Origin of the sequence: Rickettsia philipii str. 364D, from assembly GCF_000283995.1 — a bacterium.
GTDB classification, from domain to species: Bacteria; Pseudomonadota; Alphaproteobacteria; order Rickettsiales; family Rickettsiaceae; genus Rickettsia; species Rickettsia rickettsii.
The window spans coordinates 1,182,795-1,195,661 of sequence record NC_016930.1 but is presented as its reverse complement, the minus strand read 5'-3'; the positions used below and the strand labels follow the sequence as shown (position 1 = coordinate 1,195,661).

Here is a 12,867-nt window from a genome sequence, read left to right as displayed (position 1 = left end):
TTGACTATATAGGCTTTTTTGCTTTATAATGTAGTTTTGAGAAGTGTCATTGCGAGGAGCGAAGCAACGTGGCAATCTCGTCAAATATCATGAGATTGCTTCGTCACTTACTTCGTAATTTCCTTGCAATGAAGATAAAAACTTAAATAAAAAATTATGTTAAATAATATTAGAAAAACTGCCGATAGTTTTATAATGCGGGTTTTATTCGCAATGATAGCTTTTGCTTTTGTCGGCTTTGGTATTAAAGATGTATTAAATGGAAGAAGAAGCGGCGATATTGTTACTTTTTCTCATGTGAAAAATATCTCCCAGGAAGATTTTTTGAGAGCAAAATCTTTAGAAATTAATGCTATAAGTAAGCAAACGGGAACAAGTTTAACGGATGAAGAAATAGCACAGTTAAATATTGATAACCGAATCCTAAAAAGGCTTGTTTACGATAATGTCTTAGATTATTTAGTGAGTTATTATGACTTAGATCTAAGTGATGATACAGTTAAAATTTTAGTTAAAGAATCACCGGTTTTTAAAAATGAGCAAGGTGTTTTCAATATAAAAATTTTTAAAACTTATTTTAGAAATTCTTATATGGATGAAGAAAAATATTTATTAAACTTCAAAGAAAAAGCTCTAAAAAATATTTTTGTTGGTACTTTTATAGAAAGTTTCTATGTTCCTAAAGCTATGACTGACAATATAGTAGATTATATGGCTGAAAAAAGAGAAGTAGAATTAATACAAATAGATTTACAAAATAAACCGAAAGATTTACAAATCCCTACTCCTACCGGTCAGCAATTGAAGGATTTTTACCAAGATAATAAAACCGCGTTTGAGGTACCTGAGAAACGCAGCTTTTCTTATATTAAAGCTAATATTAAGGATTTAAAAGTCTCAGTTACTCAAGATGAGTTGTTAGAATTTTATAATGAAAATAAAGATGAATTCGGTGATCAAAGTTTTGAAGCGGTACAAAAACAATTACATGATTTATTAAAGGCTCAAAAAATCGACATACTTAATATGGAGTTTGCTAAAAAGCTGGAAGATGAGACGGCAGCCGGTTCTAGCTTAGTTGAAATTGCCGAAAAATATAAGCTACCGATACAAAACGTTAACTATATCAGTTATGCAGAGCTTATTGAAGATAAAATAATTGCTGAAAGTGCCGATAATATTTTTGAGCTTTCGGAAGGTGAATTATCTTATCCTATAGAAACAGAGGATAAAAGCTATCTTATATTGGTAGAATTAAAATCTATTCAGCCGGCAAAAATACCTGAATTTGATGCTATTAAAGAGCAGGTAAATAAAGCTTGGATAAAGCGGAATATTGCAGATGTAAACTTAAAAATTATCAAGGATTTAGCAAAGGAATATAATGCAGATCAAGAGAACATAACAGAGCTTAAAGCTACCGGAATAAAAATAAGCAAAAAAAGCTATATTAGATCCGAAATGGAAAATGATCTAACACTAACTCCTGAAATATTATTATCAATTTTTAATACTACAATAGGAAGTAATACGCCTGTATTTCAAGTAGGTGATGAAGTATATTTTGCACATATTAAATCTAGCAGTATCGATGAATTAACAGCTAAAAATATTCATGTCAATTCAGAAAAAAATATAATATATAATATTAAAAATTCTGTAATTGATGAGCTAATTAACTACACAATTATTCAGAATGATATGCAGGTAAAAGCTAATTTTAGTAAGTAGCGAAATCCATCAGGTCATACCGTATCGTCATTGCGAGGAAATTACGAAGTAATTGACGAAGCAATCTCAGGATATTTAATGAGATTGCCACGCAGCCTATGGCTGCTCGCAATGACGATAAAATAAGCCGCACATTATAAACAAAAAAAAACTATGAGCTTTAAAGATTTACCGGAGTTTTTAAAATTTTTAGAAAAAAACGGTGAGTTAAAGCGTATTGCTCTTGAGGTTAAAACTGACTTAGAAATTACTGAAATTAGTAGAAGAGTATTAGCACAAGGCGGACCTGCATTACTTTTTGAAAATGTTATAAAAGTCGACGGCATTAAGTCCGACATACCTGTTCTAACTAATCTTTATGCTAGTATAAATCGTATTTGTATGGGGCTTAAACTTAAGTCACCCAAAGAATTAAGAGAACTTGGCGTTTTACTAGCATTCCTTAAACAGCCGCAACCACCCGCATCTTTTAAAGAAACATTGTCAATGTTACCGCTTGCTAAGCGTATATTTGCTATGTCTCCTAAAACCGTATCAAAAGCAGCTTGTCATGAAATCGTCATTGACAAACCGAATATTAATATATTGCCGATCCAAAGATGTTGGCCGGATGATATTTCGCCTTTAATTACTTGGGGTATAGTATTTACTAAAGGTCCAACAAAAGATAAAATCGATAATTACAACCTTGGCATATATAGAATGCAGGTTATTTCAGAAAATAAGCTATTGATGCGTTGGTTAAAGTTACGGGGGGGAGCAGAGCATCATAAACGTTGGAAAGAAGCAAAAAAAGAACCTTTTCCTACTGCTATCGTTATCGGGGCAAATCCAGCGGTAACTTTGGCAGCAGTTATGCCGATACCTGAGAATATCTCGGAGTATAATTTTGCTGGTTTACTCGGTAATAAAAAAGTAGAGTTGGTACAATGCAAAACTATTGACCTCAAAGTACCTGCACATAGTGAAATAGTTCTGGAAGGCTATGTAAGTTTAGAGGAGTATTTGCCTGAAGGTCCTTTTGGGGATCACACCGGATATTATAATGATGTTGAGGAATTTCCTGTATTTACGGTTACCGCAATAACGATGAAGAAAAATCCAGTATATTTAAGTACCTATACAGGAGAACCGCCTGATGAGCCATCAATCTTAGGTGAAGCATTAAATGAAATTTTTATTCCTATATTACAGCAACAATTTCCGGAAATAGTCGATTTTTGGCTTCCACCTGAAGGTTGTTCATATAGAGTTGCGGTAGTATCGATTAAAAAATCCTATCCCGGTCATGCTAAAAGAATAATGCTTGGGATTTGGTCTTACTTACGGCACTTTATGTATAGTAAGTTTATTATAGTTGTAGATGACGATATTGATGTTCGTAATTGGCAAGAAGTAATTTGGGCAATAGCAACAAGAAGCGACCCAAGGCGTGATACGAGCTTTATAGATAATTCCCCGATAGATTATTTGGATTTTGCATCTCCTGAGTCAGGCCTTGGTAGTAAAATGGGAATAGATGCAACCGATAAAATATACCCTGAGACAAATAGAAAATGGGGTAAAAAAATAGAAATGAGTCAGGAAGTTATCGACAAGGTTAATAGTATGTGGAATCGTTTAAAGATATAAGGTATACTCGTTTAATTTGAAAAATTGGCGTTGTTGTTTCATATTTTTTGATCCTCACGTAGGGCTAATGATTTAATTTAGACGTTTTTTGTCAATAATTACTTACTCGGTAAAAAACCGATGCCTTTTGATTTGCTATATTGGAATGCGGATTCTACTAATTTGCTGGCAAAAATGTATGAGGAATATTTACAAAATACATATTGCAATAACTTGCTAAAAGAGTCTAATAATTTAGAGGTACTCTGAACAAAAATAGATCTTGGAAAAGTTAATTGTAACTCTTTTTTCGTATTATTAAACGGACATAAGATTTTTTGTCTCACGGATTCAGGGCATGTAGCAGTTGTAGTTAACCCTCCCGCTAGTGCTAAATATAATTATCGGTTTAATGACGACTTAAGTTTCAGTAGTCATGAGTGGCTTATGAAAGCTACAGAATATAAAGGCTCATGGTGGAATTATTGGCTTAATTGGCTTATAAAAAATAATAATAATAAGCTAGTAGATTCTTTAGATTATCAGAATCTAGAGGTTATTGAAGAAGCTCCAGGAAGTTACGTAAGGAAGTAGGTGTTGTTTGTGGGGATACTAAATCGTCATTGTGAGCAGCCATAGGCTGCATGGCAATCTCATGAGATTTTGCTTCGTCAATTACTTTGTAATTTTCCTCGCAATGACGGAAAAGCCGATCTATGCAATGCCTAAAATATAAATAAGTCATGAAGAGAAAAAATAATAAATTTATAGAAATATCTATTGCCTTTATTTTGGGAATTGCTTTAGGTATTTATGGACAGAATCCGGATTATTTTACTAATCTAATAAGTAAAAAATCATTAGCTTTATCTGCTCTGCAAATAAAGCATTACAATATTTCAGAGCTTTCAAGAAGTAAAGTTAGTACATGTTTTACTCCGCCTGCCGGTTGTACTAAGTTTATAGCCAATCAGATAGATAAAGCTGAAGAATCTATTTATATGCAGGCATACGGTATGAGCGATGCGTTAATTACTACTGCACTTATTAATGCACAAGCGCGAGGAGTAAAGGTTAGAATATTGCTTGATCGTAGTAATTTAAAGCAACAATTTTCTAAATTACATGAATTACAACGAGCAAAAATTGATGTATATATAGATAAAGTACCGGGAATCGCTCATAATAAAGTTATAATTATTGATAAAAAGAAAGTAATAACCGGTTCGTTTAATTTCACGGCTGCTGCCGATAAACGTAATGCTGAAAATGTAATTATTATAGAAGATCAGGAGCTAGCAGAATCTTATTTACAAAATTGGTTAAACAGAAAGGCGAGCAACTGAGAGGAGATTCCCACTATGTCATTCTTGCGAAAGCAGGAATCCAGTAGCTAAAAGATATAAATAGATTTTAAACATTTTTGATGACATTTACTAGCTTGTTTGAAATCTTTAGAAGTTGCTGCTTCTTTAGTAGTATTCAAAATAGTATTAACATTATTTTGTATAATTTCGGAATTTTTCTTAAGCAAAGATAGCATGCTTTCTGTAGCAATTTGGTTAGTTATTAAAAGAATATTCATAGCTCTTTGCATTGTATTTGTGATAGATGCTAGATCTACACTAGGGATATTTTTTATAGAACTCATATAAAATTCTGGATTCATATAGGATTTCATTAAATCTAAAATTGTGTATTATTTCACATTATTCATTATCCTAAAAAATTTTTTGTGTTTTATAGGTTACGTATATGTATAAATTCTCAATTCATGCTCACATTTATAAAATTATGAGTTAATAATTGTTAGCATTAAGAATAATATTAAAAATAGTTAAGTTTAATGCTAACAATTATTAACTCATAATTTTATAAATTTTTATAAATGTTAGATACATCAATTCAAGCGTTAATAAATAAGTGGCAAAAATACCTCGTTTTGCAAAGAAATTACTCTAATCATACAGTAATTTCTTATAATAATGACCTTAAGCATTTTCTTGAGTTTATGAATTATTATAATTCAGAGCTTGTAACGATAAATCATATTAAAACCGCAGATATCAGATTAATCCGAAGTTGGCTTGCAAAACGTAACTGTGATAATTTTACCGCTTCTTCAATTTCACGTGGTTTATCTGCAGTAAAAAATTTTTATAGGTTTTTAGAGAAAACAACACAATTAAATAGTCATATAATTTTTTCTATAAAATCTCCTAAAAAGACTAAATTGTTACCAAAAGCTTTATCGGAAGATGATGTAGTAATATCACTTGAACATATTGAAGAATACGGGAATGTTAAGTGGGTAGAACTTAGAAATAAAGCCCTACTTGTCCTTATATATGCTTCAGGTCTACGTATATCGGAAGCATTATCAATTACGAAACTTCATCTACAAAATCTAGAATTTATAAGAATAATAGGTAAAGGTAGTAAAGAAAGAATAATTCCGTGGTTACCGATTGCTAAAAATTTAATTACCCAATATTTAGAAATATTGCCGTATAAGTTAGGTGATAATGAACCCATATTTAGAGGAAAGCAGGGTAAGAAATTGCAACCATCGGTATTTAATCGTGAATTAATTAAATTAAAGCATTTTTATGGTTTACCGCAGCATTTAACTGCTCATTCATTTAGACATAGTTTTGCTTCACATTTGCTTGAGCATGGTGCAGATTTACGCTCTCTTCAAGCACTATTAGGTCATAAAAGTCTATCTACTACACAAAACTATACTAAAACAAGTATAAAGCATTTAGAAGCTGTATATACTACCGCATATCCAATTAAAAAATAAAATATATTAATATTCATAATCTGCTTAATTTTAAGTTATATATTATTTTAAAAACCTTATAAACATAATATATTACAGTTAATATTGAGATATTAATATGCTAGAAACACCTAAATTACCTATGGGATATAAACCTTCTCAAGATGAAGAATATATGTGTCCTAATCACCTAGAATATTTTAGACAAAAACTTTTAATATGGAAAGAGGATTTATTAAAGGAATCTCAAGAGACTTTAAATCATTTAAAGGAAGCAAATTTAAAAGAATCCGATCTTAACGATTGTGCTACTCATGAAACAGAAAGAGCTTTTGAGCTTCGTAGTAGAAATAGATATTGTAAATTAATGAGTAAAATAGAAGAAGCATTATCACGTATTAAAAATGGGGAATATGGTTACTGTGAAGAAACAGGCAACCCAATAGGTATAAAAAGATTAGAAGCACGACCTATTGCTGCATTATGTATTGAAGCTCAAGAGCGTCATGAAAATTATGAGAGAAGTCATTTGGATGAGCCTGGGAATTAAGTAGCTAGGTAATTTATGTGCGTGGATCGCAGGAATCCAAAAACATTTAATGCCGCCCCGTGGCTTGACAACGGGGTCTAGAAAAACAAATTATTATATTAATAATTTTAGTATTTTTAACTAGATTCCGCGATCAAGTCGCGGAATGACAATAATTCATTTTTGCAGGCATGATACTTGAACATCTAAAACCTAAAGAAGTTAGAGCATTTACTGTTTCAAATAAAGGTAATCCCATAACATTTGAATATGAGCCGGAAATAAATGAGATAAAAGCTTCTGCATAACCGGAAATTTTACATCCGCCGGCTTTATCTATTCCCTCATCCAAAGAACAATAAAAATTAATCTCTTCATCACTTAATTTTTTGAACTTAACAATAGTCTGAACTATTTTTTGTCTCACTGTAAGCTGATCATTCTCTTTTTTGATAATACATAAACCGGTATAGACACGGTGACGACGTCCGGATAACATCTTAATACAATTCTTGACTTCTTCATAAGTAGTAGCTTTCGGCAATATTCTTCTACCTACTGCTGCTACGGTATCGGCAGCTATAATTATAGCTGATTCCTCTATTTGAGATGCAATTTTTATAGCTTTTTCGTAAGCAAGTCTTATGGCTAAGGGAGCGGGTAATTCACGCAAATTAGGTGTTTCGTCTATATCTGCCGGAATAATTTGTGAAGGGATAATTTTGATTCTGTTTAGTAACTCAATTCTTGCAGGAGAGCTTGATGCTAATATAATCGGTAGGTTTTTTCTGTTCTGCTTCATACTTATAAAGACTAGTGACGATGAATCACACGCCCCTTAGTTAAATCATAAGGAGTCATTTCTACCATAACTTTATCTCCTAGTAATATTCTGATACGATTTTTACGCATCCTACCGGAAGTATGAGCAATAATTACATGATCATTCTCAAGCTTTACTCTGAAAGTAGCATTAGGTAAAAGTTCAAGTACTGTACCTGTAAACTGAATGAGGTCGTCTTTTGACATTATAATTTATGTTTTTATGGTCGGGGCGGAGAGATTCGAACTCCCGACCCTCTGGTCCCAAACCAGATGCGCTACCAGGCTGCGCTACGCCCCGATAATTAATTATATCTATACTATATACTCTATTATTCGTAGCAAATCAATTTGTTTATGTAAAAATTTATAGATTTTACCTAGAAAAAGTGGTTTTGTTAGGTTCTAAGCGTCATTGTATTAGTCCTGCGGCTTTGTTGTATGGCCCTTATGGTTCATACCCGTGGGGAAGCGGGAATCCAGTCTTTTTTGCTGTTATACTGTGACTTGACCCCGATCTTGTATAACAGACTGTGTCCTGAGATCCCGCAATCAAGTTGCGGGATGACATTAAAGATTACTGGATTCCTGCTTTCGCAGGAATGACATAAGAGGTACAAAAATTAATAAAGTTTTGCGGTTTTCACTAAGAAGCTAAAATAGATAGGTTTTACCCTTGTATTTCTTAATTTTTATATACGATTTACCGAATTTCTATAAAAAGTACATAAAGTGTAATTTATTTTAAACAAGAAAAAGTAATCATCAGTTACTTTTCTATATAGAAAATACCTTATTTATAAGTATTTTTATAGATATTTTTAGTATTAATTAATGTTTTGCAATTAAAAGTAATATATTATTTATATAACAAAATCATAATAAAAAAAAGGCATGTTTACATCAATTGCGGCATTGATGCTTGCTAGCACTAGTTAGTGCCCTTGGTACTGCTAACCGAATCGTAACAGTAGGGGGTGGCTCAGTAGCTGATGGTAGTGCTTTTGGCGGAGGAGCATATGTACCAGGTTCATTTGTAACCCTTGGCGAAGTAAATAATTTTACTGTAGATGTGCCAGCAATTCCTTCTATATCTTTAGATACCTTTAATAATGCAACAATGACTGTGCCAAATAACATATTTTGGACCGGTTATACCTGTTGATCTTACTAAAGACAATGTCGGGCGTGTTGTAGATGTCCCTAACTCTATAAATATCACTTTAACAGGTACGCCAGTTACAAATGCACAAGTACTTGCAGTGGTTCCTCCTGTTGCTCCAGGACCAGGAGAAGCACCAGGACTTACTATTTTAACAGCTTTAATTTTAACGATTTAGCTAGTACTTTGATTTTTCAGGCTACATCTACTTTTTCCTCCTACTGGTGATAATAGCATCGCCTTTATCTCAGGTTCAGGTAGTATAGTAACTTCTGTTCAAGGCCAGGCAGATCTTACATTACAGATTGACACTGACTTTCAATTTAAACATCCAAGTTGGATTAAGGCAAAAACTTTTAATATTGCAAATAATAAGTTACTTAATTTTGCTACTGATACTTCACCAGCCGCAGGTCTTTACGTTAATGAAGTTATGGATATACAACCTATAGACATAGTATCAAGTTCGGCGGCCAAAATGCTACTTATGACGTAAGTAATGAATCGCCAAATGCTGCAGAATTTGTGGCTAGCTTCAACCTAGTTCCAGCAAATGATGTAGATGGTCAATTAAGAGTACAAGTGGCTTCCGGTAGCCGAGAAATTGCACTTAATGCAGGTAGCGGTAATGGAACAGGAGGGACAATAAGGCTTAACAAATTTTTAACCGATTGGGATAGGAGCTCCTCTAAATCACACTCCAGCTACAATTACAGGAACCATCTTTGCCTAAACTATTCAGATAGGGAACCAGTATCAGCCTATTAATATAGGAGTAGAAACGCCGTATGGTGTGGATTGGATACTGGCGCGGGAGGATTAGTACAATTTACGCAGAACTCGTTAGTACGATTTTAGCAAGATGTAATTTCTGATATAGATTTTAACGGTACGGCCGCACAAGTAACAATCGTTGATGGTAAGAATGTTGGTGGGACTACCGGTGGTAATATAGATAATAAATTAGGAGGAGGTGTGAATATATTAAATTTTGTCGGTAATAGTACGGTTATCGGTAATGTAGGAGCTATAAATCCGGTTAATATATTAAATGTTCAAGGCAATAATGCCGGTACAATAAACCTTGCTGCGGGCGGTAATTTAGCGGCAGTAACAAGTAGCGGAGGTGTTAACGGCATTGTTAATGTTTTAGGAGTAGGTACGCGTAATGCTGCGGTCGGAGCAGGCCAACTTACAACAAATACTACGGGTAATGTTACTGTTGGAACAGGAACATATACAGGCAATATTACCGGTAATGCAACTTTTTGCGGGGCCGGAACTATTAACACAACAGTTATTACAGGACAGACTGATTTTAAAGGGTCTGCAGGTACGGTTAACGTTAATGATACCGGTACTTTAGTAGCAGTGACAAGTAGTGCAGCAACTAACAGTAATTTAGTATTTTTAGGAGGCGGTAACGTTACCGGAGTCATAAATAATATTGGAGCAATTACTGTTAATGCAGCAGGTAATAAAACGTTTATCTTGCAAAAAAGTGTATCCGCTACTTCTTTAACACTTGGTAACAATGCTGTGGCGAATTTACAAGACTCGCTTACAAAAAGCGGTAACGTGGATTTTACCAATGGCGGTGTTTTAGAGTTTTCGGGAGCAAATCCTGCAGGTTATTTACTTAACAGCCAAATCAAAAATGGGAACACAGGAACATTAAACGTTTATACTACCGGTACTACTTTAATGGCTACTGATTCAAGTATAGGTATGGTAAACACAATTAATATCGGGCAGAGAAATGCAGTCGCGGCATTTACGATAGATGTATCTAACAAGGCTTTAACGCTAGGAAGTGATATTAATTTGAATAATACTAAATCCGTATTTGGTTTAACTACTAGTAAAAATCAACAAGTTACCTTTATGAATAGTGTCGATGGGTTTGCCGGTGGAGGCGGTAGCGTCAATTTAAGTAGTACTTCTAGTACTATACCTAATAACAATGTGTTAACTTTGTAGGGTAATTTGGGTAATGAAACTCTTGGCACAAAGGCAAACCTTTGCTGTTATAAATGTTAGTGGTAATGTCGGCGTTGTGGGTACTAATGCTACGTTAGGTACAAATGGACTTGATATGATTAATACTGCAGTGCTTAATATTGCTGCTGGCGGGGTTTTTGCCGATGCATCACTTACCTCGGCTAAGATTGCCAAAATTAATATCGGTGAGGTTAATGCTGGACCAGCCGTTTATGCCCTTGATGCATTAAACGGTGATTTTCCATTAGATGCACCAGGTGTTACATTCGTGAATCCCGCATCTGTTTTAAAGTTAATGACTACCGTAGCTAGCGGCAAAAACAGTACTATAGAGTTAACAGGTAATATAGAGCCAGTTGTTCCAAATACCGGTGTAGTTGAGATAAATGCAAGAAATGCTAATACCAAGTTAACAATAGATGGTATGGCTAATAAGTATGCTATCGGAACAAAAGCAAATCCGGTGAGTAAAGTACAACTTACAGGGCACGGAACACTGGTAATAACTGCTCTTAATACCCCAAATATCGACGTATCCGTTGCAAAAGTTGCTATAGGATCAAAGTTTGGATCAAATTTTTTTCTCCACTCCTTCCGGTCCTATTAATAGCGAGTTTGGGGCTGTAAAGATTGACGGTAATATGAATTTCCAAAATAATGTCGGTACCGTAGCAATATTTGCTAGTGATATAGCAAATAATATAACATTAGCTATTACCGGTAATATAACAAGTACCGGAGGTACTAACGGTACTATAGGTACAGTTGACGGTAATGGAAACTCAACGAATACAATTACGAACCTTGCAATGTTAAAAGCGGGTGTTGACAACAGCACCGTTACGATTAATGCCGGCGGTAATATGTCAATTGCTGAAATCCAAGGAACCGGCACGGGTAATAAGTGTTTACTCAAGCAACTAATTTAACCAGTGGTATTAACATCACAGGTGGTAAAGTTGTGGATTTAATGTTTACCGGTCCAAGCAGCGTTAGTGGAGCTATAGGTAGCAGTACTTCAAAAGTGGGTGATATAACTATTAGCGGTGATATATTAAATTGTACAGGAGGTATTAATGCAGGATATATAATTTTAATAAATGTTGGCGACATAAAATTTAAGGAAACAACGAATAGTTTAGATATTTCTGAAGGATCAAGCTTTTCTCCTTTTGTTTTTAAATCCTGAGGATAGAGCATGGTGATTTTTGATGAATTGACTGCTATTACTTATTCCGGTAGTATAGGTACTAAAGGAATGGTCGATATAGTTCAAATAGACGGGGGTGATGTTACAATTCAAGGTACCGTGAAAACAGGCTCGATTTCATTTACTACTGCTCAGTCTGCAACTTTAAGCCTTAATAATACAAGTATAATAAATGAATCAATTACGACCACAGGTAATAAAATCCATACTCTTGCAATATCAAATGATTTAACAACTGGAGCTAGCGGTAGTGGTTCGGTAGGTTCACAGACTCAAATCACCTTAAAACTGTTCAGTTCAAGGGTGTAGACAGTAAAATCACAATCGATAGCGAAGATTTTTACTCGAGTATAACAACCAAGACTAATAATCAAGGTACGGCAATATTTAACGCTAATAATGGTTTGACCGATGATTTAGGCGGTGAGAATTTAAACCTTAAACTAGTGCAGTAGTAATAAAGGCACGGTAAAAGGGGATACCTATGCTAAAGATATTACTATTGATGCTGGTAAATCAGCGGTATTTACCGGTTATAACAGTAGAAGTTTAGACATTCCGTCAGCCACGGTCGGTGGTGTTAAAGTGCCAAGAGCAACAACAAAATTTCATTACAAAACAAAAATCGTTTCAGAGAACTTCAAAGGGAGCAGCAGCAACTCTTCAGCGGAATACACTAATGCTGCACTTGTACAAGCACAGATTAATGGCGGTAGTCATAAATGCGATGATGATGTATAGTTACAAAAAGCGGTAACAGGCACTAATACTATTACTTTTGCACCGAAGAAAACCGCTTTTATTATTGCATCAGATTTAGGAGCAAATACTATAAGTTGCCGATCAAGCAACAATGGTGTTTACCTGTGATAATACTAGCGTAAATGTCGGGGGCAATATCTCAGGAAGTAATATAACTGTTCGATCTTGGTAATAATAAAGTTACTTATACAGGTTCTGCTACTCCTACCGGTGAGCTTATTATAAATGTCTTCTATGATACTATAAATGCAGGG

General features: G+C 34.2%; 16 protein-coding genes and 1 tRNA gene. 12 read left to right on the top strand and 5 right to left on the bottom strand.

The genetic code is table 11. The features are described 5' to 3' along the window. Nucleotides 1–156 precede the first annotated feature (156 nt). The 4 genes from RSA_RS06300 to pld all read left to right on the top strand — a co-directional run bounded on the left by RSA_RS06300 (nt 157) and on the right by pld (nt 4,688). Nucleotides 157–1,731 carry a SurA N-terminal domain-containing protein gene (locus tag RSA_RS06300; RefSeq protein ID WP_014365052.1) on the top strand — a complete coding sequence of 525 codons (1,575 nt, stop codon included), beginning with the start codon at nt 157–159 and terminating at the stop codon, nt 1,729–1,731. A 153-nt stretch (nt 1,732–1,884) separates the two neighbouring features. Continuing rightward, a complete protein-coding gene (locus tag RSA_RS06295) occupies nt 1,885–3,363 on the top strand; it encodes a UbiD family decarboxylase (protein WP_012151377.1) in 1,479 nt (492 codons plus the stop codon). A 426-nt stretch (nt 3,364–3,789) separates the two neighbouring features. Then, nucleotides 3,790–3,936: a hypothetical protein gene (locus tag RSA_RS09120; RefSeq protein WP_014363312.1), complete on the top strand. Its 147-nt coding sequence runs from the start codon at nt 3,790–3,792 to the stop codon at nt 3,934–3,936. Nucleotides 3,937–4,085: 149 nt separating this feature from the next. Beyond that, entirely contained in the window at nt 4,086–4,688 is a 603-nt protein-coding gene (gene pld / locus RSA_RS06280; protein WP_014365051.1) for a phospholipase D, read from the top strand. A gap of 47 nt (nt 4,689–4,735) precedes the next feature. Here the strand turns inward: pld and RSA_RS06275 are convergent, their stop codons facing one another. After that, nucleotides 4,736–5,023: a phasin family protein gene (locus RSA_RS06275; RefSeq protein ID WP_014365050.1), complete on the bottom strand. Its 288-nt coding sequence runs from the start codon at nt 5,021–5,023 to the stop codon at nt 4,736–4,738. Between the two features lie 207 nt (nt 5,024–5,230). Here RSA_RS06275 and RSA_RS06270 point away from each other — a divergent pair, with 207 nt between their 5' ends. Together RSA_RS06270 and dksA are read left to right on the top strand one after the other, a co-directional pair. Further along, nucleotides 5,231–6,148: a tyrosine recombinase XerC gene (locus RSA_RS06270; RefSeq protein WP_014365049.1), complete on the top strand. Its 918-nt coding sequence runs from the start codon at nt 5,231–5,233 to the stop codon at nt 6,146–6,148. Nucleotides 6,149–6,245: 97 nt separating this feature from the next. Next, complete coding sequence (gene dksA / locus RSA_RS06265; RefSeq protein ID WP_012151372.1) at nt 6,246–6,677, top strand: RNA polymerase-binding protein DksA; 432 nt, start codon at nt 6,246–6,248, stop codon at nt 6,675–6,677. Nucleotides 6,678–6,810: 133 nt separating this feature from the next. Here the strand turns inward: dksA and RSA_RS06260 are convergent, their stop codons facing one another. The 3 genes from RSA_RS06260 to RSA_RS06250 form a co-directional block, all read right to left on the bottom strand. Next, nucleotides 6,811–7,458 (bottom strand): Maf family protein, encoded by a 648-nt coding sequence (locus RSA_RS06260; protein WP_012151371.1) that lies wholly within the window; start codon nt 7,456–7,458, stop codon nt 6,811–6,813. 11 nt (nt 7,459–7,469) lie between these two features. After that, entirely contained in the window at nt 7,470–7,685 is a 216-nt protein-coding gene (infA, locus tag RSA_RS06255) for a translation initiation factor IF-1 (RefSeq protein ID WP_010977828.1), read from the bottom strand. A 17-nt stretch (nt 7,686–7,702) separates the two neighbouring features. Then, nucleotides 7,703–7,779, bottom strand: a tRNA-Pro gene (locus RSA_RS06250). Between the two features lie 621 nt (nt 7,780–8,400). Here RSA_RS06250 and RSA_RS06245 point away from each other — a divergent pair. The 6 genes from RSA_RS06245 to RSA_RS09115 all read left to right on the top strand — a co-directional run bounded on the left by RSA_RS06245 (nt 8,401) and on the right by RSA_RS09115 (nt 12,160). Then, nucleotides 8,401–8,643 carry a hypothetical protein gene (locus tag RSA_RS06245; protein ID WP_014365048.1) on the top strand — a complete coding sequence of 81 codons (243 nt, stop codon included), beginning with the start codon at nt 8,401–8,403 and terminating at the stop codon, nt 8,641–8,643. 972 nt (nt 8,644–9,615) lie between these two features. Next, the gene (locus tag RSA_RS09825) at nt 9,616–10,620 is read left to right on the top strand and encodes a hypothetical protein (RefSeq protein ID WP_231284231.1); all 1,005 of its coding nucleotides are present in this window, start codon (nt 9,616–9,618) and stop codon (nt 10,618–10,620) included. Nucleotides 10,621–10,633: 13 nt separating this feature from the next. Continuing rightward, on the top strand, nt 10,634–11,248 hold the full coding sequence (locus RSA_RS06230; RefSeq protein WP_231284230.1) for a hypothetical protein: 615 nt from the start codon (nt 10,634–10,636) through the stop codon (nt 11,246–11,248). Further along, a complete protein-coding gene (locus tag RSA_RS06225; RefSeq protein WP_041472367.1) occupies nt 11,208–11,570 on the top strand; it encodes a hypothetical protein in 363 nt (120 codons plus the stop codon). The genes RSA_RS06230 and RSA_RS06225 overlap by 41 nt, the downstream gene beginning before the upstream one ends. Continuing rightward, nucleotides 11,546–11,830 carry a hypothetical protein gene (locus tag RSA_RS06220; RefSeq protein WP_012151368.1) on the top strand — a complete coding sequence of 95 codons (285 nt, stop codon included), beginning with the start codon at nt 11,546–11,548 and terminating at the stop codon, nt 11,828–11,830. Before RSA_RS06225 ends, RSA_RS06220 begins: the two co-directional genes overlap by 25 nt. 9 nt (nt 11,831–11,839) lie before the next feature. Then, a complete protein-coding gene (locus RSA_RS09115; protein ID WP_014365047.1) occupies nt 11,840–12,160 on the top strand; it encodes a hypothetical protein in 321 nt (106 codons plus the stop codon). Between the two features lie 407 nt (nt 12,161–12,567). Here the strand turns inward: RSA_RS09115 and RSA_RS10125 are convergent, their stop codons facing one another. Next, nucleotides 12,568–12,702, bottom strand: a complete 135-nt coding sequence (locus tag RSA_RS10125) for a hypothetical protein (protein WP_014365046.1) — start codon at nt 12,700–12,702, stop codon at nt 12,568–12,570. Nucleotides 12,703–12,867 lie beyond the last annotated feature (165 nt).